At 29.6% G+C, this 21462-nt stretch carries 20 protein-coding genes and 1 pseudogene; 15 read left to right on the forward strand and 6 right to left on the reverse strand.

Annotated elements, in window-relative coordinates:
• Positions 1–26 precede the first annotated feature (26 nt).
• Both FYJ83_RS07325 and FYJ83_RS07330 read left to right on the forward strand, forming a co-directional pair.
• Positions 27–200: a hypothetical protein gene (locus FYJ83_RS07325; RefSeq protein WP_154439680.1), complete on the forward strand. Its 174-nt coding sequence runs from the start codon at positions 27–29 to the stop codon at positions 198–200.
• A 183-nt stretch (positions 201–383) separates the two neighbouring features.
• Positions 384–897, forward strand: a pseudogene (locus tag FYJ83_RS07330) (transposase); the annotation flags it as partial.
• Positions 898–1181: 284 nt separating this feature from the next.
• Here FYJ83_RS07330 and FYJ83_RS19640 read toward each other — a convergent pair.
• From FYJ83_RS19640 to FYJ83_RS19935, 3 genes are all read right to left on the reverse strand, one after another.
• Complete coding sequence (locus FYJ83_RS19640; RefSeq protein WP_195837945.1) at positions 1182–1442, reverse strand: hypothetical protein; 261 nt, start codon at positions 1440–1442, stop codon at positions 1182–1184.
• A gap of 703 nt (positions 1443–2145) precedes the next feature.
• Positions 2146–2631: an IS110 family transposase gene (locus tag FYJ83_RS19930; RefSeq protein WP_229768524.1), complete on the reverse strand. Its 486-nt coding sequence runs from the start codon at positions 2629–2631 to the stop codon at positions 2146–2148.
• A 14-nt stretch (positions 2632–2645) separates the two neighbouring features.
• A complete protein-coding gene (locus tag FYJ83_RS19935) occupies positions 2646–3071 on the reverse strand; it encodes an IS110 family transposase (RefSeq protein WP_229768525.1) in 426 nt (141 codons plus the stop codon).
• A gap of 287 nt (positions 3072–3358) precedes the next feature.
• Here FYJ83_RS19935 and FYJ83_RS20250 point away from each other — a divergent pair, with 287 nt between their 5' ends.
• From FYJ83_RS20250 to FYJ83_RS07345, 3 genes are all read left to right on the forward strand, one after another.
• Positions 3359–3493, forward strand: a complete 135-nt coding sequence (locus tag FYJ83_RS20250; RefSeq protein WP_268233512.1) for a hypothetical protein — start codon at positions 3359–3361, stop codon at positions 3491–3493.
• Between the two features lie 79 nt (positions 3494–3572).
• Positions 3573–6161, forward strand: a complete 2589-nt coding sequence (locus FYJ83_RS07340) for a class III lanthionine synthetase LanKC N-terminal domain-containing protein (protein ID WP_154439681.1) — start codon at positions 3573–3575, stop codon at positions 6159–6161.
• A 22-nt stretch (positions 6162–6183) separates the two neighbouring features.
• On the forward strand, positions 6184–7776 hold the full coding sequence (locus tag FYJ83_RS07345; RefSeq protein WP_154439682.1) for an ABC transporter ATP-binding protein: 1593 nt from the start codon (positions 6184–6186) through the stop codon (positions 7774–7776).
• Between the two features lie 325 nt (positions 7777–8101).
• On the opposite strand, the gene FYJ83_RS07350 is transcribed toward FYJ83_RS07345, so the two are convergent.
• Positions 8102–8641, reverse strand: coding sequence for a TetR/AcrR family transcriptional regulator (locus FYJ83_RS07350; protein ID WP_154439683.1), 540 nt, complete (start codon positions 8639–8641; stop codon positions 8102–8104).
• A 211-nt stretch (positions 8642–8852) separates the two neighbouring features.
• Here FYJ83_RS07350 and FYJ83_RS07355 point away from each other — a divergent pair, with 211 nt between their 5' ends.
• The 10 genes from FYJ83_RS07355 (at position 8853) to FYJ83_RS07400 (ending at position 19269) form a co-directional block, all read left to right on the forward strand.
• Positions 8853–9788, forward strand: a complete 936-nt coding sequence (locus tag FYJ83_RS07355; RefSeq protein ID WP_154439684.1) for an ABC transporter ATP-binding protein — start codon at positions 8853–8855, stop codon at positions 9786–9788.
• Complete coding sequence (locus tag FYJ83_RS07360; protein WP_229768526.1) at positions 9788–10894, forward strand: ABC transporter permease; 1107 nt, start codon at positions 9788–9790, stop codon at positions 10892–10894. Before FYJ83_RS07355 ends, FYJ83_RS07360 begins: the two co-directional genes overlap by 1 nt.
• A complete protein-coding gene (locus FYJ83_RS07365; RefSeq protein ID WP_154439686.1) occupies positions 10887–11936 on the forward strand; it encodes an ABC transporter permease in 1050 nt (349 codons plus the stop codon). The genes FYJ83_RS07360 and FYJ83_RS07365 overlap by 8 nt, the downstream gene beginning before the upstream one ends.
• A 299-nt stretch (positions 11937–12235) precedes the next feature.
• Positions 12236–13255 carry a ribosome small subunit-dependent GTPase A gene (gene rsgA, locus FYJ83_RS07370; protein ID WP_326828317.1) on the forward strand — a complete coding sequence of 340 codons (1020 nt, stop codon included), beginning with the start codon at positions 12236–12238 and terminating at the stop codon, positions 13253–13255.
• Between the two features lie 3 nt (positions 13256–13258).
• On the forward strand, positions 13259–14227 hold the full coding sequence (locus FYJ83_RS07375; RefSeq protein WP_154439687.1) for a GNAT family N-acetyltransferase: 969 nt from the start codon (positions 13259–13261) through the stop codon (positions 14225–14227).
• Between the two features lie 48 nt (positions 14228–14275).
• A complete protein-coding gene (locus FYJ83_RS07380; RefSeq protein WP_154439688.1) occupies positions 14276–14956 on the forward strand; it encodes a class I SAM-dependent methyltransferase in 681 nt (226 codons plus the stop codon).
• Between the two features lie 161 nt (positions 14957–15117).
• Positions 15118–15762, forward strand: a complete 645-nt coding sequence (locus tag FYJ83_RS07385) for a hypothetical protein (RefSeq protein ID WP_154439689.1) — start codon at positions 15118–15120, stop codon at positions 15760–15762.
• 78 nt (positions 15763–15840) lie between these two features.
• Entirely contained in the window at positions 15841–16926 is a 1086-nt protein-coding gene (locus FYJ83_RS07390; RefSeq protein ID WP_154439690.1) for a sodium ion-translocating decarboxylase subunit beta, read from the forward strand.
• A 114-nt stretch (positions 16927–17040) separates the two neighbouring features.
• A complete protein-coding gene (locus tag FYJ83_RS07395; protein WP_154439691.1) occupies positions 17041–18543 on the forward strand; it encodes an ATP-binding protein in 1503 nt (500 codons plus the stop codon).
• A gap of 24 nt (positions 18544–18567) precedes the next feature.
• Positions 18568–19269, forward strand: coding sequence for a response regulator (locus tag FYJ83_RS07400; protein ID WP_154439692.1), 702 nt, complete (start codon positions 18568–18570; stop codon positions 19267–19269).
• 82 nt (positions 19270–19351) lie between these two features.
• On the opposite strand, the gene mnmA is transcribed toward FYJ83_RS07400, so the two are convergent.
• Complete coding sequence (mnmA, locus tag FYJ83_RS07405; RefSeq protein WP_154439693.1) at positions 19352–20464, reverse strand: tRNA 2-thiouridine(34) synthase MnmA; 1113 nt, start codon at positions 20462–20464, stop codon at positions 19352–19354.
• A 48-nt stretch (positions 20465–20512) separates the two neighbouring features.
• The gene (locus tag FYJ83_RS07410; protein ID WP_154439694.1) at positions 20513–21454 is read right to left on the reverse strand and encodes a phosphoglycerate dehydrogenase; all 942 of its coding nucleotides are present in this window, start codon (positions 21452–21454) and stop codon (positions 20513–20515) included.
• Between the last annotated feature and the right edge of the window lie 8 nt (positions 21455–21462).

Below are 21462 nucleotides of genomic sequence, written 5' to 3' on the forward strand. Positions count from 1 at the left end.
CAATATAAAATGAGTATGATACAATAATGACGATGATAGCTGAAAATAAAGATGTAAGTGAGTACTTTTCAAGGGACTTAGACTTAGAATCAGAGATGCTTATGGTTGCTTATTTGGAGAAAGAAGTAGTTGGATTAGTGCAAATAGAATCTGATAAAGATACGTTCTTTGTAATTGTTTTTTGCTTCTATCCATCATAGAAATAGAGGAATAGGAAAAGTGCTTATTAAGTGTGCAGAAGATTTTTTAAAATAAATACAAACAAAAAAGATAATGTATTTGTCAACTGAAGGTAGTATAAAATAATCTGTGTTTTTACGAAATAAAATTCTCTTTTCTGGAAAGAATCAAAATATGATTTAAACTAGAAAGGAGAATTTTTTATGTCAACATTACCAAAAGAAGTTTTAAGAAATATGATAAGTGATGGAAAATTAATAACAGCAGGAGATCTTCATTCATATTTAAAAGATATGTTTAAAGATGTACTCCAGGAGATGCTAGAAGCAGAACTAGGATATTCCGAGGGAGATAAGAAGAATAAACAAACAGATAATAGAAGAAATGGATATACTCAAAAAATTGTAAAAACTCAATTTGGTGAGATACCACTAGAAGTACCAAGAGATAGAAATAGTGAATTTGAGCCAATTGTAATAACTAAAAATAAAGGAGATATATCTAGTATTGAAGAGAAAGTAATAGCTCTTTATGGAAGAAGTATGTCGACTAGAGATATTCATGAGCAGGTAAAAGAAATATATGGAATAGAAATATCAGCAGAAATGCTAAGTAAAATGACAGACAGTATAATCCCATATAAAAAAAATAGCAAAATAGGCCATTAAGTCAAATCTATCCTTTTGTTTTTATGGATGCAATCACTACAAAGTAAGAGAATGGAAAGGCAACCCTTTCCAGAACAAAAACAAGTAGTTCGACAAAACTTGCATTTCTGCGGTATTTGTCAAACGAAATAAGTAGATTTTACTATTACCATATGTTAAAGTTTATGTTAAATAAACTTATAGGTTTACTAAGTAATTCCAAATTTCATTGCTTAAGATATATAAATCCTGTATAGATTAAAATAAGCTTGTTTATCTATAAACTTGAAGTTAAGTTTAGTCAGTTATTGAAATTATAAGGTTTGATTAGATAAATCAAGTGCAAAGTTCGAGTTATTGAAATAATGGTGCATGATTAAAAGGTATAGATAGAATTTTTTTAAGAGTAAAAGCAGATAACATAGATTCAAGGGAGTAATCTCTATTTCTGCCAAAATGAGAATAATATTTTTGGTAGAAAGAAAAGGGAATAAAATCACTAATATTAATGGATAGGTTTAGCAAATCAAGTAAGTTACCTTGATTTTGATTATAAAATTTATCAAAACTAGTAGAAATATCACAAAGGTTTAATTGTTTAGCTGAAACTGGCATAGGATTCTACTTTCTAAATTTATTTTGAGTTATATACATTTTGTCAATGAATATATACCCAAAATGGGGGGAATCCAGCCATTTCAATATATAAAAATGTAATACTAATGTGAGTTGTAGAGTTTTGCAACGAGCTATAAGCATTACAAAGAAAGGGGGGTATAGAATGTCAGTATTGGAACTACAAAAATTAGATATAGAGGTTACACCAACAAGTTGGGCTAGTTTACTTAGTGTTTTTTGTAAGGCAGATGAGGTTAGCTAAAAATATTTCATAAAGCTTAGTAAAGAAAGTGTGAAATTTTCACACTTTCTTTACTAATGTACAGTTTTGTGTTATGTAAAAGCAACCTATTTTCACCGATAATTTAATTATATTAGCTATGAAGGGGCTCTAGTAATAAGTCCAATTAAGAAATGTCAATAGGAAATAAAAAAAAATTTCTGTTTTTTGAAATTTAAAATGGGTAACCTTAATAATCCTTTTGACTACTCATCAAAAAACAACGGTTGGATTATGGAATTACACTACGTGGCGACGTCGCATTTCGCTTTCAGGTAATTCTTTTGGTGTACTTCCGGTGTGATGATTTCGAATTCTTTTTAATCACGCAAAATAGCAAATACAATGTTGCATACTTTATGCATAATAGCTCTAAGAGCCACCATTTTAGGTTTGCTCTGATATTTTTTAATGTAGTAATCAACGAAGCACAGAATTCTTGGAAGAACCATCTTTGTTCTTGCTGATACTGATTAAAGCCATAGTGTGAATGACTCTTCGTGTAATCCTGGAACCTCGTTTTGACATACTTATTTTCGTACTGTTGAATTTACCAGATTGCTTTACTACAGGATCCAAGCCAAAATAGACAAAAAGCTGTTTTGGTGAACGAAAAGCAGAGAAATCTCCGATTTCATCCACAAGTTCATGCATATCAGAAAGTATAGATGATATTTCATTATCAAACTGACGAATAAAACGGATGTATAGAAGAATTCGTTTAAAGTTACTGCTTACAGCATGACCAAAAGCTTTTGCATCATTTGCGGCTTGAATAATAGAAGTATACTTGTTCTGAGCATAAGTAAGACCAAAACGTGCAGTAGGGCGTATGGAAGCAATAAATTCATTCTTGGCAGCACTTAAAAATGCATCTGGAGAAGTATATTTTTCTAGTAATGTCATTTATGTATTCGTAGTTACTTTAGAAAAAAAATTAAATACTGAGGAAATACCATACGCAGTTCATCCTGAAGCTTATTCACATAAGCAAAACAATTATCCATCGGATAATAATATTTTCTTGAAAGATTTCTTAAATTAAGAGCAAGATCTGATGGAATAAGAGAAACCTTCAAATCGGGTTTCAAACTGATTAAAGTAGCTTTTTTTGAATCAAATCTATCATTATGTACTTTTCTAATGTTAATGCTTGTTCTATTCTTAGTGGTGATAGGATTAATCACGGAGACATGAAATCCTTTATCAGGAAGATAGCAGAAGAGTGAGTAATGATAAATTCCCGTTGATTCGAGGAAAATATGGCTTTCCAAAGAATACAGCTCTTCTGCTTCTTTTATTTTAGAAACAGCAAGTGCAAGGGAATTAAGATAAGAATGTATCATTTTAAAAGGCTTTCCTACAAAGGTTTGGTTAGTAGAGCTATAGACATCCAGCTAAAATCAGCACCTATATAAATATCAACCGATAAAAATAAACTTTCAAAGATAAAGTTTGACATAAGCTAAGGCTCCTTTCCGATAGTAATCCATTTCCATCTAATGAGTACACAACCTAGCATGAGATACGGGTATAGCCTGAGGCTCCCAACCAGCCTAATCAAAAAAACTTCATTGAATGGACTAATTGACTTTTTAGTAGGTATAGGTCAGTAGAAACTGACTTCCCAAGGATGCAAACATTCTTTGTCCTATCCTTAAGGATTATACATTATGAAAAGTCTGGAGTCTACTGGGAACCGTCAGACATCTTAAATATAGAAGTAACATCTGATGAAGGAAGAACTCCTTCTTCTGTTGCTAGATAATAGAAATATTTTTTTATAGAAATGTATTAACTGCATAGTCACTAATGACTATGACATTATTATACTAGGAGGAATATTTATGATAACTGATTTACTTTTATATTCTATAGAAAATAATAAGTTTTATGAGGATTTTTCAAAAAAGAATATCAATAAAGAATTTATTGATATTCTTCTTCATAAAATAGATTGTGATTGGAAGATAGAAAAAAGAGGAATCTATCATATCATATATCAGAACTTAGAATTACCTTCACAAGGTTGGAAGATACATATTTCAGCTACGTTGGAAAATGCTGAAGATATTTTAGATATTGTAGCTTCTATTTTAATCCCCAAAAAAATAGCTTTTAAAGTTTTATTAGATATAGAAACTTTAAAAGTAACTTCTCAAAAATCATTTCCTAGACAATCATATGGTAAGTTTATAACTATTTATCCTAAAAATTTAAATGAATTTAAACAAGTTATTGATTTATTATATATAAGATTAAGACAATTTGAGGGTCCATATATTTTGTCAGATAAACGATATAAGGATTGTAAAGTTATTTATTATAGATATGGAGGATTTTTATCAAACTATGAATATGATAATGAGGGTAACTCTAAACCATGTATTATAGATGGTTATAATAGAAAAATAGAAGATCTAAGAGTACCATATTTTAAATTACCACCAGGTATAAATGATGTTTTTACTAATTTTGAAAACAATTCTAAATCTCAACTAACAGAAAGGTATAAAGTTATTAAAGCTATTAGATTTACCAATGCTGGGGGAGTATATTTAGGAGAGGATATAAAAACAAAAGAATTAGTTGTTATAAAAGAAGCTCGGCCTCATACTGTTTTAATAGGTGATGGTAAAGATGCAATTTACATAAGAAAAGAAGAAGTGAAGAGATTAAAGGAATTCGAACTAACAGGATATGTACCGAAAGTTATTGACTATTTTTATGATTGGGAGCACTTTTTTACTATCGTAGAGTATATTGATGGAGAAGTATTAGACGAGTTTGTAATAAGAAATAACCCGATTTATAGAATGGGTACAGGGGTGCAAGTACAGGATTATTTGAAAAAGATTATTAAAATTTTTATTAAATTATCTGATTTTATAAGTATTCTCCACAAGAATAAATATATTTTTGGTGATTTTGCTTTAGATAATTTTATGATAACTCTAGATTTAGATATTAAAGCTATAGATTTGGAGGGATGTAATAGAGAAGGTTCATTAACACAAAGAGCTGGAACAAAAGGTTTCTTTGAAACAATGCGTCATCAAAACTTATATGAATCGGATATATATTCGCTGGGATGCCTATTATTTAGTTGTATTCTTAAAAAGAATAATATGATTGATATTAAAAAAGATACTTTTGAAGTTTTTCTAGATAGTGTTTTAGAAGAATATAATGTGCCAGTTGAATTAAAGTTATTGATTTTAAATATGACAAGTTCTGAATATAATCAACGTCCATGTATTGAAGAGGTAATTTATAAGCTAAAAGATATTTTATATCAACTTGAAAACAAACAAATAGAAAGGCAAGATATAAATTTTAAAAATGTACAAATTCAAGATAGTTTGGCTGAAAGTATTAAATTAGGAATTAAAGGGATTTTATCATCTAAAAATAAGACATCACTATGTATATTCCCAAATACTCCATTATTGAATAGCAAACTAAATGTATCTACAGGTCTTTTTGGAATTATAAGAGGATTGAATTATTTGGGAGTTAAAGCTTTTAATAAGGAATTCATAAATTCACATCTAAAATTTCCCCAAAATGAACCAATGGGGTTATATGTTGGTATAGCTGGAGTCTTATGGACATTATTGGATATTAAAGAGTTGGAGAAAGCAGAGATGTTATTCGATCAGCATATAGACATTTATAAATTAGGTCAGGATTACAGTATTTTTTCGGGTAAAAGTGGAATCGGATTATTATGCTTGAAGTTTTATATAATTACACAAGATAAGATGTATTTAGAGCTAGCCGTCAAAATTGGAGATAATATAATCAAAGATCTAGAAATAGATCAAATTAAAAATATAGGATATAAAAAAGGGCTTAGTGGAATATCTTTATTTTTATTATATTTATATATAGTCAGTGGAGATAATAGATATATTTTATATGGAAAAGATAGTTTGTTATTAGAACTCAATTATCAAGTTAGCTCAAATATATATGCAACAATTGATTTTCCAGGTTTTATAGGCTCAAATATAGCTTCTCCTTATTTTATAGAAGGAACTAGTGGAATATTATCAGTATTGCTAAGATATTACAAAATATTGAAGGAGCCTTATTTGCTTGAGAAATCTGTAGAATTAGCAAATTCTTTTATATCTAAATATTCAATATCACCAACTTTATATAGTGGTTTATCAGGAATGGGAAATGTTTTGCTAGATAGTTACTATATATTGGGTGATGATAAATATAAGAAGCAGGCATATGATTTTTCGAGAGGATGTTTATTGCATCAAATTAAGTACGAGAATGGAATTTTATTTCCCGATTTATATATTAATAAGTTATCCACTGACTTTGGATATGGAACTATAGGTATATTGATGTTTTTTGAACGATTAGTTAAAGATAAATCCCAAAATTTTTGTTTCTTTTTAGATGAATTACTAATATAATTTAAAAAAGGGGGCATAAGTAATGTTAAGGAGTATTTTATATAAAAACAAATGGTGGGTTTTATTTACTTCACTGTGTATAATTCTATCATCTCTTATGATGGTATATGCAGGTTATTCACTTTCTTTTTTGTTCAGAGCTATAAACTATTCGGGAAATGCTCTAAATAAACTATTAAACGATGCATTGAATGTTACTATAATTTGGATTATAGCATTAATTTTACTATATATAAAAAATATAGCTAAAGCTAATATGATACGAAAAATTCGAAAAAACTTAAGAAATAATATAGCCTTAAAGATTGTAGAATTAAATTATGAAGAATTTCATAAAAAAGATTCTGGGAATTATGTTTCTTGGTTAACAAGCGATGTTCAGCAAATTACACAACAGGCATTTATTCCATTTTTTACTATTGTAGAGAATATTGCTACAACAATTTTTTCCTTAATTGCAATGATAAAATTAAATTTGTTTATTGGATTAACAGCTATTGGATTATTTGTTTTTATATCTGTAATACCACAGCTTTTAGGAAAATTAATGACTAAAGTTTCAAAAGAGTTATCAATAGGGCAAGAAAAATTTGTTGAAAAAACAAAAGAAACAGTTATGGGATATACTATATTTAAATTATATAATTTATTTTCAGCTTTTGTTGAACGAGTTAACCACAGCTCGGATACAATTGAAAATATAAATTTCCAATATAGTCGAAAACAGTCACTTGTAGAGACTTTTGTTGCAGGAGTTAATTTAATAGGACAGGTTGTTTTAATTGTTGTGACACTTTATTTAGCTATTGAAAATTTAACGCCTGTCGGAGCAGTTTTATCAGTTGGGAACTTGGCAGGATCATTTTTCTCAGGTGTAGGAGCTAGTGTAAATTCAATTATTTCATTAAAAGCATCAAAAATAGTTTTTGAAAAATTTAAATTAAAGAAAAATGGAATAACTTCAAAAGTTGATTTAAATACACTTGAAAGTATTACATTAGAAGATATATCTTTTTCTTATTCTGATACTCCTGTTTTGAAAAATATAAATATTAAATTCGAAAGAGGTAAGAAATATGCTTTAGTAGGAGCAAGTGGAAAGGGAAAATCAACATTAGCAAAAATTTTGTTAGGATTTCTATCAAATTACTCTGGTAAGGTTTTGTTTGATAATAATGAACTAAAAGAAGTATTACAATCAAGTATTTATCGACAAATTACTTATATTGATCAAAATACTTATTTGTTTAATGGAACGATTAGAAATAATATTAATCTTGGTGAAGATTTTTCTGATAATGAAATATATGAAGCTTTGAAAAAAAGTAGTTTACTAGATTTTATTAATAACTTGCCTCAAGGTTTAGACACTATAATTGAAGAAAATGGGAAGAATTTATCAGGTGGTCAAAGACAGCGTTTAGCTTTAGCAAGGGCAATTATACGAAAAGTTCAGTTTATAATCATAGATGAAGGAACTTCTGCAATTGATAAAGAAAGTGCTTTAGAAATTGAGAGGAATCTTATGGATGATAAAAACTTGACAATAATATTAATTACTCATAATCTGCATAATGAAATTATAGATAAATTAGATTGTGTATATGAAATTTGATATAAAATTAAATAAAGAATTTTAAAGAGACTAAGCCTTAGGTCAAATTAGATGATCTATAGACTTGGTCTCTTCTTTATACTAAAGACATAAGACTTATAAATTTTTACCTAAATAATTCTCTAGAACTTAAATTCGCCTTTCTAAAGAGTTTCGATAGCAGTAAACTTTAATAAAACTATGGAATGTAAGCAATAATGCTTTAAAAGTAACTGGTAAGATGGAGCTAATGACTCCTATTTACACTATGCAATCATTAAAGAATTATGAAATAAAAAATGAACTCATATTACTGGGTTTGAATGATAGGAAGAGAAGATAATCTTTATTTTAGTATAGAAAGAATAATTTTAGCTATTTCTTCTGGAGTCTTTCTAGGCATCTCTATACACCAGAGTAAAGTTAGTTTCCAGAAGCCAGCAAGCTTAAATTCGAATTCGTATTTATATTTATTCATGAAATTTTCATCTACATCTTGCTCTTCAATATGCCCTATTTTAATTGCTACTTTATAAATAATTTCAAATAGATTATCCTCAATAAAATATAGAAGATGAGCTTTTTTCATTAAAAGTAATGTATCTATATGGTTTTCCCAAAACTTAAAGTAGGATGTTGAAATAGTAAATAATGAATCTGCTTTATCATTTAAAATTGTCTGTGCAAAATCATTTGCTAAATTTAGACCAATATAATTGAAAATATCGTCCTTTGATTTAAAGTATCGATAGAAAGTTCTTCGACCGATATCTGCTTTATTAACAATCTGAGAAATTGTTATATCTCGATACTCCTTTTTTTCTAATAACTTTAAAATAGCTTCAACTACCCAGTCTTTAGTTTGATTTACTTCCGTGGCTTTCATAAAATATCACCTCTATATATTAATGGCACAAAACCAATATTATGTATCACTTCTTGAGAATCTATTGTCTTATACATTCAGTAATATTATACTAAACTTATACTTGTGGCACAAGCGTGTCATATCTAATCTTTGTATATATTTAAATAAAAATAAAAATGTACTTTTGAGTTAGTTATATCTAACTATGAAGTGCTGAAAGGGGAATTACATGAATATAGTAAGGGTAAAAAATTTAACTAAAAAATACAAAGATATTACTGCTGTAGATAATGTAAGTTTTGAAGTAAAAAAAGGTGACATTTTAGGATTAGTTGGACCAAATGGTGCTGGTAAAAGTACTACTATTCAAATGATTTCAGGATTACTAATACCTGATAAAGGAGTGATTTTATTTGAAGAAAATAAAAGTTTTAAAAATTGGCATTTTAACTTAGGATTAGTACCTCAAGATTTAGCAATCTATCCTGATTTATCTGCTGAGGAAAATGTAAGATTCTTTGCTTCTCTATATGGTTTAAATGGGGAAAATTTAAAAAAGCAAGTTAATGAGTCACTTACTTCTGTTGGGTTACATGAACAAAAAGATAAAAAAGCAAAGTACTTCTCTGGAGGAATGAAAAGAAGACTCAATATTGCTTGTGCAATTACTCATAAGCCAAAATTAATTATTATGGATGAACCAACTGTAGGAATTGATCCACAATCAAGAAACTTTATTTTAGAAAGTATTAAAAAACTTCAAAATCAAGGAACAACCATAATTTATACTTCACATTACATGGAAGAAGTGGAAGAAATTTGCAACAAGCTCCTAATCATAGATCATGGACAAATTATTTTATCTGGAGCTACAGATGAGATAAAAGCATTGTATAAAAATAACAGAATACTGACGGTATCATTTCAAGCAGAAACCCTAGATTTTGCAAAAGTAAGAGAGAGTATATTGAACATAACAGGGGTAACAGAGGTAAATATGAAAAACCAACGCTTTAATATCCATTGTAGGAAAGATATGAATGACTATGATACTGTTTTTAATATACTAAAGCAATTCCATATCTCTATAATTAGTATTGAGCATACAGTTCCTACCCTTGAAGAAATCTTTTTATCTTTAACAGGAAAGGAGCTTAGAGATTGATGATAAGAAATATGTATACCAAGGAACTAAAACAATTCTTTAGAAAACCATTTAATGTTGTATTTATGTTAGTAGTCCCAATGATTCTTATTCTGATTATGGGATATGCCATGTCTAACATAATAGGAGTAACAGGAATAAAAATGGAAACAAAATCCGAAGAAAGCATTCTCTATTACTTAGAAGATAATTACCATTCAAGATATGATAGAGAATTTCAACAGTTTCAAGTAGCAGTAGAAGACAAACTTAATGTGACCTTTAAAAAAGTAAATGATTATGAAAATGGTTGTGAAAAGGTGGATAAACATAAGTCCATAGCACTTATTAAGCTATCTAACAATGGTTTCTATTATTATCGCTCCCCTTATAATGAAACAAGTTTAAGTAAATTAATAAGAGCTTCTTATGAAAATTTATTAGGAAATATAAGTATATCTTCTGATGATTATATTACATCTAAACAAGTAGAAAAAACAACTATTGATTCTTATACTTATTTCACTTTTGCAGAATTAGGTTTAATTATAATGTATATTGCTTTAATTGTTGGGCAGAGTGTATTCAGTGAAAAAGAAATAAAGGCTTTTGAGAGAATTTATATTTCTAAAATAGGCATAAATAAACTGATGTTAAGCAAAGTTTTATTTGGTACTACAATTGGTGCAATTCAAATCGTGCTTGTTTATCTTATGTCTACTATTTTATTAGATGTACATTGGGGAAAATATTTTCCATTTATTTTTGCACTTTATCTAGTCTTGGCTTTATTTAGTTCTACCCTAGGTGGAATAATGGGTCTATTTACAAAACAGAGAACAGCCTTAAATGACAATATTTTAATGATTTCTATTATATTAGTTCTCATGGGTGGAGGGCTTACTCCTTTATCATACTTAGAATCCATAAAAATAGTGTCTATATTGAGTAAAATAAGTCCATTATATTGGGTAACAAATTCCGCATTGGATTTATCAGGGGGTATGCTTACCAACAACTTTTTCGTATCTTTAGCTATGTGCTTTATCATCATTCTTTCTCTTTGGATTATTTACTTATTGAAAAAGAGAGAAGAGCAGAGAAAAGGGGTGACCATTTATGAATAATATTTTCAAAAATACTTGGATGATTTTCATAAGAAATAAGGAGTATATTTCAACAATAGTAGTTGCTCCTGTTATTATGCTTTTAGTTTTCTCTTTTATCCTTTCTTTTCAATCAAAGGTTAATATTGCAATAATTAATCAAGACCATAGTGAAATAGGGTCTATGGTGGAACATACTCTTAATAATACGGATTTGTTTCATATAATTGCTATGGATTTAGATGAAGTAAATCAAAGCATTATTCATAATAAAATTGAATTTGCCGTTGTAATTAAAAGCAATGGAGAAAGTATAGATTTAACAAAAGAGAAACCCATTGAAATAATAAAGGCAAAAGATTCTAAATTAGCCGATTACATGGAAACTATATTAAATAACAATATAAATGCTAAATGCAATAATCGTGTTCATGATTTTGAAATACGAAAAAATGAAGTACCCAAAAAGGGAGTGCCTATAAATAATGCTTTAGGTATGGTAATTTTTAAAATGATTGGTTCCTGCTCTTTGCTTGCTGGATTGATTATTGCAGAAAAAAGGAATGGGATTCTAAATAGAATTTATATGAGCAAAACAAAAATGTCCGCCTATCTGTTTGGACGTGGTAGTGCATTTTTTATGAATTTAGTCTTATTTATTTTTGTTTATTTTATTACATCAAAGATATTTAAATTTGATTTTGCAATGAAAAATCCTTTTAATTTAATAGTTGTTTTTTCTGTATTAGCAATCTTCACCATTGCCTTTGGTTTAGTTTTATCTGCATTTATCAATGATGAGAATCATGTTTGGAACTTTTCAGTTTTAGTTTTACTTCCCAGTTCCATATTATCTGGAGCTTTATTTCCATATGATGCGATGCCTAAAACAATGCAGACAATAGGAGCACTTTTACCGCAAAGATGGATTATCTTGGCTATAGAAACATTACAAAAAGGAGGAAGTTTAGTAGATACTATTGTTCCTTTGGCCAGTGTATTGGTTCTTTCAATTTTACTATTTATTATAGCTGTTAATAAGATTAATAGTTTGGTCCTTTAGGCGGGGAATTAGTTAGTTTGTGATGATAGAATTATATTTATATAATTTAAAATTACAGTTGTATTCTTTATTTTATTCTAGTATAATCAAAGGTAATATAGCTTTCAATTTTATTTCGAGGGGAGTTGATTAAATTATGGCAAACATGAATATGGTGATGAATCAATAATTTAATATTTGGGTGTACGTTAGAGCAGAGGCTTTTCGTATACTCTATAAAAACAACCCTTTGTAAATAATGTATAAACATAACTTGCCAATGGGCAAGTTTTTTTGTGCAAAAAATTGGAGGTAATACGGTGAGATTTGAAGAGATTTATAAGATAGAAAAAGGTAATTTAATTATGGCACGTGTTAGCGAGGTACAGAGAGAATTATTCAAAGTAATATGTAAATATGGAGAAACCAATGCAAAGTTAAAAGGTACTTTTTATAAATATAAAAATAATAAAGAATATCCTGTAGTTGGAGATTATGTTCTTATGCAATATAATGAAAATGGAAATTCTTTAATTGAAGAAATATGTGAGCGGAAAAGTATTTTTTCTAGAACAGATTTTTCAGGACATGGTGCTGGGTATGTAAAAACAGTGAAAGAGCAGGTAATCGTAGCCAATTTTGACTATATATTTATTCTTTCATCTCTGAACCATGATTTTAACTTAAACAGAATAACAAGATATATTAGTGTGGCTTTACAAAGTGGTGGAAAACCCATAGTGATTTTGACAAAAGCAGATGAATGTCACAACCCAGATACTTATGTAACACAGGTAAAAAGCATATCAAAACAGATTGATGTCTTTGCTATTAGTGCCAAAACAGGATATGGAATGAAACAATTAGATATATATATGGAGGCAGGAAAAACTATAGTTTTTATAGGATCTTCTGGGGTAGGGAAATCCACACTTGTAAATGCAATTGCAGGAAAAGAAATCATGATGGTAAATGATATACGTGAAAATGATTCTAAAGGTAGACATACTACAACTCATAGGCAGTTAATTGAACTTACATCAGGAGTAATAATTATTGATACTCCAGGAATTAGGGAACTTGGAATGTGGGATGCTGAGAATGGTATAAACCATACATTTTCAGATATAATTGAACTCTTTGATAAATGTAAATATCGTAATTGCAGTCACAGCAAGGAGACAGGATGTGCAGTAAATCAAGCTATTGAAAATAATATACTTTCCATAGAGAGATGGAAAACATATTGCCAGTTGTCTAATGAAAATCAATGGGGCAAGAATAAATCCATATATACTAAAAAAGGAAAGTTAGAGAATAAGATAAAAAGGGGAAAATAAAAAATGAAATTCTATAATATGGAACCAAAATATGTAAAAGAAGCACTTGAATTAGCACTTGAAGAATACAGTAATGAGTGTACAAAATGTCCTCAGTTAATGAGGGTAAATTTTGAAAAAGAATTGGAAGTTCTTATTCAACGATTATTTAAAAATAAGTATGGAAAAGTGGCTGTTGAAAATGGAAAAGTTATAGGATATTTAGGATTTCAAGAGCCTAGAGATGGATTTCATGGGAATGTAAAAGGGGTATTTTCCCCATTAGGAGGAAGTGCATTTGCAGGTGAGAATAGAAATATTCTTGCTTCAAAATTACTACAAAAAGTTACAGAAAGCTTGGTTACTGATGGAATATGTAGTTTTTCATTAAGCAGATATGCTCATGATGAAGAAGTCGGTAGATCTTTTATAATGAATGGATTTGGCATTAGGTGTAGTGATGCTATTATGAAACTTAATACTCGTACAAAAATAAGTGAATTTAATAAAGATATTAGATTTCAAGAGTTAGTGAAGGGTGATAAAAGAGAAATATCAAGTCTAAGGAAAGAATTAATAAAGCATTTAGCCAGTGCACCAATATTTTTTCCTACCAGCATGGCTCAAGATGATAATTGGTTTGAAAATCATAGAACTCGAGTATTTGCAGTAAAACAAGAAAATAGAGTTATTGGATATATGGAATTAGATACAGAGGTAGAAACTTTTGTTTCTGAAAGTGATAATATTTATAATATTTGCGGAGCATATGTTGATGAAGAGTATAGGAGTGAGGGTGTAGCACAGCAATTATTAGAATACATCTGCGAAATTTCTGAGAAGGAAGGAAAAGAGTATCTAGGGGTTGATTGTGAAACGTTAAATCCTACTGCTCTTAGGTTTTGGAGTAAATATTTTGATAGTTATACCTATGGCTATACTAGAAGGATTGATGAAAGGGTGCTGGGTTACAATAGTATCTTTTCTAAGTAATTTTTCTAAGATTTCTATACAAATAAAAGCTTTTTGGAGGTGGTTAATTTGAAAAAATATTATCAAGCATATGAACAAAGATATAAGAAAATACATGAAGAAGGATTGTTGTGGTTTTCTAAGGAACCTACTATGGAATTAATTAATTGGATACAGCACTACAATATTCCTATAAATGATGATATATGCGAAATAGGATGTGGAGAAGGCAGAGATGCTCTATATCTTGCAGAACAAAAGTATAACATCACTGGTGTAGATATTTCAGAAGAAGCTATAAAAAAATGTAAAGAGTTATCTAAAGAAAGAAAAGTTTTGGCAGAGTGGATGGTTTCAGATGCTTTAGATTTAAGAGAAAAGCTTAATAGACAATTTGATTGGATTTATTCAATAGGAACTCTACATATGTTAGTAGAAGACGAGGATAGAAAAGAATTTTTAAAGACAATAAATTCACTACTTAGACCTAAAGGGAAATTTTTGTTAGTTAGTATGGGAGACGGGAAAATACAAAGAAAAACGGATGTCTCAGCTGCATTTGTATTGCAAGAGAGAAATCATACGTTGACGGGAAGAACATTTAAGGTAGCAAGTACTTCCTATAGAGCTGTTAATTGGGAAGAACATAAAAGAGAGTTAAAAGAAGCAGAGTTTCTTGTTGAAAAGATGATGGATACTGAAAATGAAGAATATTTTAAATGTATGACTGTCTATTTAACAAAAGAATAGTTAATTATTATGTTTTATCTAAATTTAAATAAGTAGTCATGGAAAGTCGAGAGAATTAATCAATTTTCTCGACTTTTTGATTTTCTTAACAACTTCTTTATACATATTTCTTTTATAATTAGTGTGACTAGTAAAATATTAGAATGAAAAAGGAGGAATATATGTTAGAAGAACGCGTTTTTACTATTGAGTCTCCGAAGAATAAGTTGATAACCCTAGATGTAATTCCAGGTCACTTTACTACAGGAAATGCACATTTAAATTATTACTTGAATATGAGCCGAATAAAAGCAAATGCACTAGTAGCAAGAGATGTAGCAAGAGAAATGGCTATTCCTTATTTATCAAAAAGCCTTGTAGATACTATTATTTGTATGGAAGATACTGAGGTTATTGGTGCATATATGGCTGAAGAACTTCTGGAAAATGGCTCCATGGTAGTCAATAGTGATAGAGATATTCATGTGGTACGTCCTACAGTTTCTATAGGTGGACAATTGATTTTTATGCAAAGTACTCAAAAATTTGTTTACAATAAACACATTGTTCTACTTATAAGCTCTGCTTCTACTGGAAAAACAATTTTAAAGGCATTGGAGTGTATCAGCTATTATGGAGGAAATCTAGAGGGAATATCTGCTATTTTTTCTGCAAGAGCTAAAATAGCAGGTCAAGAAATCAATGCCATTTTCAGTACTGATGATATACCAAATTATGAAGTGTCAAAACCATCGGAATGTAAAATGTGTAAAGACAAACAAAAGATAGATGCAATTGTTAATCACGATGGATACACAATGGTGTAATATACAAAAGATTAGGAGATGATGTAAATTAATTACATAACTAATATAATAGACAGTTTAACCCTATCTCAGATAATAATGGTAGTTTTATCACTTGCTCTTGCATATATGGCTGTGGAAAGAAAGTATGAACCATTACTTCTTCTTCCATTGGCATTTGGAATGCTTATTGCTAATATACCTATTGCAGGTTTGTCTTCTTATGATGAAGGTGGATTAATTTATTATTTATATAAGGGAATTGAGCTTGGGATTTATCCTCCTATGATTTTTATCTGTATTGGTGCAATGACAGATTTTAGTCCATTAATTTCATCACCTAAGACAGCATTAATTGGTCTTGGAGGTCAGCTTGGTATTTTTGCAGCGATGTTTGGAGCATTAGGTTTAGGATATGTATTTTCATATTTTATTCCTGGATTTGAAAATTTCACTATGCAGGAAGCAGCAGCAATTGGAGTTATAGGAAGTTCAGATGGACCAACATCAATTTATATAACAAAACAGTTGGCAAGTCATTTGCTTCCAACAATTACCATTGCAGCGTATTCATATATGGCTTTAGTACCTCTTATTCAGCCACCTATAATGAGAGCACTTACTACTAAAAAGGAAAGAATGATAGTTATGCCTATTCCTAAAAAGGTGTCTAAAACCAAGAAAATTCTTTTTCCTATTGTAACAACTTTGGTAGTTTTAATTTTAGTACCTTCTGCAGCCACATTGATTGCAATGTTAATGCTTGGCAATCTTATTAGAGAGAGTGGTGTAACAGAAAGATTATCTAGAATGCTTCAAGGAGATTTATTGAATTTACTTACTTTATTAATTGGTTTGTCTATTGGAGGAAGTGCAACAGCTGATAGAGTATTAAATATTAAAACACTTTTGATTATTGTTTTAGGACTTTTTGCATTTGCCATGGGAACAGCTGGGGGAGTAATAGTAGCAAAAATTTTATGCAAATTAACAGGAGGAAAAGTGAATCCTCTAATTGGAAATGCAGGAGTATCTGCTATGCCTATGGCTGCTAGAATATCTCAAAAGCTAGGACAAGAATATAATCCTTCAAACTATCTTTTAATGCACGCAATGGGACCTATTGTAGCAAGTACCATAGGTTCAGCAATTATAGCAGGAATTTTTATTACCATGTTTGGATAGTAAAATACTAATGTAGAAGCTATTTTGAAAACTATGATATAATAGATTATAGTATATGAAGATGAAAGCGTTCATCTATCAGTTATAATTATAAAAAGTGTAAGGTGGATTAATTTGAATAAGAAAATAGCTAAAAATATTACTTTCTCTATTTGTATTCTTTGTAGTACATTGCTTATCTGTGAAATTCTTTATCGTTATGATTTAGGACATCAAAATATAAATATTGTAATGTCTATGGCAATATTTATTATTACAGCAGTCACAGAAGGATATATTTATGGGATCCTGTCAGCAGTCATAGGAGTATTTACTTATGATTTTCTAATAACTTCACCAAGATTCGGTTTTAGTTTTACTGTGGATTTTCCAGTAACTCTTATTATACTGTTGATTGTAGTTTTTACTAGCAGTACTATTACTGCTAGGATTAAGACACAGGCAAAACAGGCTAGACAAAAACATCAACATGCTGAATTGCTATATAGTATAAATAGGAAGTTTCTTTCTACAAGGGATTTGAATACGATAGTAAGGTATGCTATGGAATACTTGAAAGATGAATTAATACATTCCATAGCTTTTTTTGAAGATATAAGGCCAAAAGGAGAACTGAATCCATATTTTAGATATGTAAAAGATGATGTAAGTATTGAGTATTTTACCAAAGATGAAATATTTCACTTAGTAAGGATTGCTGCAGATAGGCAAGAAATCTTAGATAATAAGGACTATGGCTATTTTTTACCCATAGTTACACAGAATATTACTTACGGAGTATTTGCTTTTTCTTTTAGAGAGAAAGATTTGAGCAAAAAGCAAAAGATGTTTTTAGAATTAATAGCAGAGCAAATGGGGCAAGCACTTAGAATGTATCATCTTACAGTAGAGCAGCAGAAAGTTAAGGTAATGATTGAAGCAGAAAAGGTAAAGAATGACTTTTTAAGAAGTATATCTCACGATTTAAGAACTCCGCTTACTGGTATAATAGGTGCCAGCTCTACTTTACTGGAAGAAGGAGAAAAAATACCTTATAAAGTACAGAAAAAATTAATAGAGGGCATACAAAATGATTCCCAATGGCTTTTAAATATGATTGAAAATATATTATCCATTACAAGGGTTCAGAAAAATGATATGATAATTGATAAATCAGAAGAAATTGTAGAAGAAGTTATAGAAAGTGCCGTATTAACCTTCCGAAAACGTTTTCCTAATACTGAAATTACTGTAAAACAGCCTAAAAATGTAATTTTACTTCCTATAGATATGATGTTGATTTCTCAAGTTCTCGCTAATCTTTTGGAAAATACACAAAAACATGCCCAAGGACAAAAGTCAGATGTAGTAATAGAAGTAAGAGAAATGGATGGTTTTGTAGGCTTTATTATAACAGATACTGGTCCGGGAATAGATCCAAAGATTCTTCCCATACTCTTTAACTTTGCAGTTACATCTGAGAATCCATGTAAAGATTCAACCCGAGATTTGGGAATCGGACTTTCCATTTGTAAAACCATAATCAAAGCCCATGGAGGAGAGATATATGCAAATAATCTACCAGAAGGTGGAGCAGAATTTATGTTTACAATACCCATTTGCAAAGAACAAGATTAAACAGATTAATAGAAAGGTATTGATATGAAAAATAAACCTGTTATTATGATAGTGGAGGATGAGGAGGCAATCATCGAATTCATTTCTATAAAATTAGAACTACAAGGTTATAGGACACTGAAAGCTGTCAATGGACAAGAAGCAATTTCTCTTGCCTCATCTCATTGTCCAGATTTAATTTTACTGGATTTGGGATTGCCAGATATGGATGGAATGGAAGTACTTAAATCCATTAGGAGTTGGAGTTTGGTTCCTGTGATTATTGTATCGGCAAGAAATGAAGAAAAATTTATTATATCAGCCCTTGACAGTGGTGCAGATGACTATATTACAAAGCCCTTTAACAATGCTATTCTAATGGCAAGAATTAGAACAGCTTTAAGAAAGGGACATATATCAAAAATAAAAAGCAGCAAGGTGAACCAATTTTTTATTTTAGGCGATTTATATATTGATTATGATAAGAGAATAGTAACTGTAGATGGAGAAGTGGTACATTTAACTCCTATAGAATATCGGATTATTGTTTTATTATCTCTGAATGCAGGTACTGTATTGACTCATGAATTCTTATGCCGTGAACTTTGGGGACCTTATGTGAACAAAAGTAAGGCACTGAGAGTTAATGTTGCAAATCTAAGGAGAAAAATTGAAAAAGATACGGCAGATCCTCAGTATATTTTAACAGAAATGGGAGTAGGGTACAGGATGTTAGAAGAAGTATGATAGATTTATATATAATTATTATAAAATAAAGAACACCTTTAAAGCTTAGGCTTTAAAGGTGTTCTTTATAAAAAATATTAGATTATATTGTATTTAAATATAAATACTTTTGTTCTAAAGGTTCTATAGACTTGATTATACAACCACCAAGGCATACTTCATCTTGATATAATACTGCTACTTGCCCAGGAGTTACTGCTTTTACAGGATAATCATATTTAATATAAAGATTTCCATCTTCTAATATATTTACTGTTACAGGTATATCTCCTTGTCTATATCTAAATTTAGCAGTACATTTTAAAGGCATAGAAGGAGCAGTTCCTAATATCCATTTAGGTGTTTCTCCAATCAATGAAGTAGAATAAAGAGCAGGATTTTTTTCACCTTGAGCTACATATAAGATGTTTTTCTTTAAATCCTTTCCAGCTACAAACCAAGGCTCTCCAGTTCCTACTCCTCCAATACCAATACCTTTTCTTTGACCTAAGGTATAATGTATGAGTCCACTGTGTTTTCCTATTTTATTACCTTCTATATCTATTATATCTCCTTCTTTAGTTAGAAGATATTTGTCTAGAAATTCATCAAAATCTCTTTCACCTATAAAGCATATTCCAGTAGAATCTTTTTTTGAGGCTGTAGTTAAATTGTGTTTCTCTGCTAGCTCACGAACCTGTTTCTTTTCCAAATGCCCTATTGGGAACAAAGTCTTAGAAAGAGCACTTTGATCTATTCGAGATAAAAAATAACTTTGGTCCTTATTATTATCATTTCCTCTAATCAAATAAGATTTACCATCTCTTTTCTCTACTTGCGCATAATGTCCCATGGCTATATAGTCAGCGTCTAATTTAAGAGCATAATCTAAAAAAGCGTTAAACTTTATTTCTTGGTTACACATTACATCAGGATTTGGTGTTCTACCTTTTTTATATTCATCAAGAAAATAAGTAAATACTCTGTCCCAATATTCCTTTTCAAAATTTATAGTATAAAAAGGAATTTCTAGTTGGTCAGCAACTTGTCTTGCATCTTCGGAATCAATTGTAGCAGTACAAACGCCATCCTCATCTTTTTCATCCCAATTTTTCATAAAAAGTCCAATCACTTCATATCCAGCTTCTTTAAGCAGTAAAGCAGCAACAGATGAATCTACTCCACCACTCATACCTAAAATTACTCTTTTTTTCATAAGTTCTTCCTTTCTTCAAAATATCTTAATATGTATTCAAAGAGGATATTAATATCCTCTTTTTAAATCAACAATATTAATTAATTTTTCGCCATTTATATACTTTTCCATATTTTTATAAACTATTTCATATCTTTTATTATTATTCATTTCTGATACCCAAGAATTGTGGGGAGATATAATTACATTTTCCATTTCCCATAATGGATTGTTTTCAGGTAAAGGTTCTACTTCAAATACATCTAAAGCAGCTTTTTTTATTTTACCAGATTTTAAATTCTCTATAAGAACTTTTTCATCTATAATACTACCTCTAGCAATATTGATTAAATATGTTCCATCCTTTATATGAGAAAATACCGATTCATCCATGAGATGGTGGGTCTTTTCTGTATATGGAGTAGCAATTACTAAGAAATCACATTTAGGTACTACATCATAAATTTTCTCAATACTAAAGGTTTGATGAAAATGTTCTGCTTCTTTTCCGCTGGAATTGATACCAATTATGTTTACATCGAAGGGTTCTAATCTTTTAGCAGCTTCACTGGCAATGGAGCCAGTTCCTATAAATCCTATGGTTTTTCCTTGAAGCTCCATAAGAGAAGTATCTATTTTCCATGTTTTCTTATTTTGTTTATTATAGAATTCCTTAGTATTTTTAATCATCTCCAATATTTTAAGAACAATCCATTCGGCTATTGGAATACTGTATCCACCTCGATTATTTGTAAGTATAATATTTTGCGATAATATTTTATCTATTGGCACATGGTTAATACCTGCACTTGAAAGTTGGATCCATTTAAGATTTGGAAATAAAGATATATCTATTTTATTAAATGGATTAAAACATACCATTAAATCTATATCTTTTATATTATCAGAAAAAATTAGATCTCTTTCATCTCTAAAAATTATATCATAACCTAGTTTTTCTAGTTTTTTTATTTCTTCTTCAGCATATTTAAAAGTAATCAATGCCTTCATAGTCACCC

It is taken from the genome of Tissierella pigra (assembly GCF_009695605.1).
GTDB classification, from domain to species: domain Bacteria; phylum Bacillota; class Clostridia; order Tissierellales; family Tissierellaceae; genus Tissierella; species Tissierella pigra.

Coding starts and splice junctions, on each gene's coding strand:
- FYJ83_RS07325 (WP_154439680.1), top strand. CDS start 27: ATGACGATGATAGCTGAAAATAAAGATGTAAGTGAGTACTTTTCAAGG.
- FYJ83_RS19640 (WP_195837945.1), bottom strand. CDS start 1,442: ATGCCAGTTTCAGCTAAACAATTAAACCTTTGTGATATTTCTACTAGT.
- FYJ83_RS19930 (WP_229768524.1), bottom strand. CDS start 2,631: ATGACATTACTAGAAAAATATACTTCTCCAGATGCATTTTTAAGTGCT.
- FYJ83_RS19935 (WP_229768525.1), bottom strand. CDS start 3,071: ATGATACATTCTTATCTTAATTCCCTTGCACTTGCTGTTTCTAAAATA.
- FYJ83_RS20250 (WP_268233512.1), top strand. CDS start 3,359: ATGCAAACATTCTTTGTCCTATCCTTAAGGATTATACATTATGAAAAG.
- FYJ83_RS07340 (WP_154439681.1), top strand. CDS start 3,573: ATGATAACTGATTTACTTTTATATTCTATAGAAAATAATAAGTTTTAT.
- FYJ83_RS07345 (WP_154439682.1), top strand. CDS start 6,184: ATGTTAAGGAGTATTTTATATAAAAACAAATGGTGGGTTTTATTTACT.
- FYJ83_RS07350 (WP_154439683.1), bottom strand. CDS start 8,641: ATGAAAGCCACGGAAGTAAATCAAACTAAAGACTGGGTAGTTGAAGCT.
- FYJ83_RS07355 (WP_154439684.1), top strand. CDS start 8,853: ATGAATATAGTAAGGGTAAAAAATTTAACTAAAAAATACAAAGATATT.
- FYJ83_RS07360 (WP_229768526.1), top strand. CDS start 9,788: ATGATAAGAAATATGTATACCAAGGAACTAAAACAATTCTTTAGAAAA.
- FYJ83_RS07365 (WP_154439686.1), top strand. CDS start 10,887: ATGAATAATATTTTCAAAAATACTTGGATGATTTTCATAAGAAATAAG.
- FYJ83_RS07375 (WP_154439687.1), top strand. CDS start 13,259: ATGAAATTCTATAATATGGAACCAAAATATGTAAAAGAAGCACTTGAA.
- FYJ83_RS07385 (WP_154439689.1), top strand. CDS start 15,118: ATGTTAGAAGAACGCGTTTTTACTATTGAGTCTCCGAAGAATAAGTTG.
- FYJ83_RS07390 (WP_154439690.1), top strand. CDS start 15,841: ATGGTAGTTTTATCACTTGCTCTTGCATATATGGCTGTGGAAAGAAAG.
- FYJ83_RS07400 (WP_154439692.1), top strand. CDS start 18,568: ATGAAAAATAAACCTGTTATTATGATAGTGGAGGATGAGGAGGCAATC.
- mnmA (WP_154439693.1), bottom strand. CDS start 20,464: ATGAAAAAAAGAGTAATTTTAGGTATGAGTGGTGGAGTAGATTCATCT.
- FYJ83_RS07410 (WP_154439694.1), bottom strand. CDS start 21,454: ATGAAGGCATTGATTACTTTTAAATATGCTGAAGAAGAAATAAAAAAA.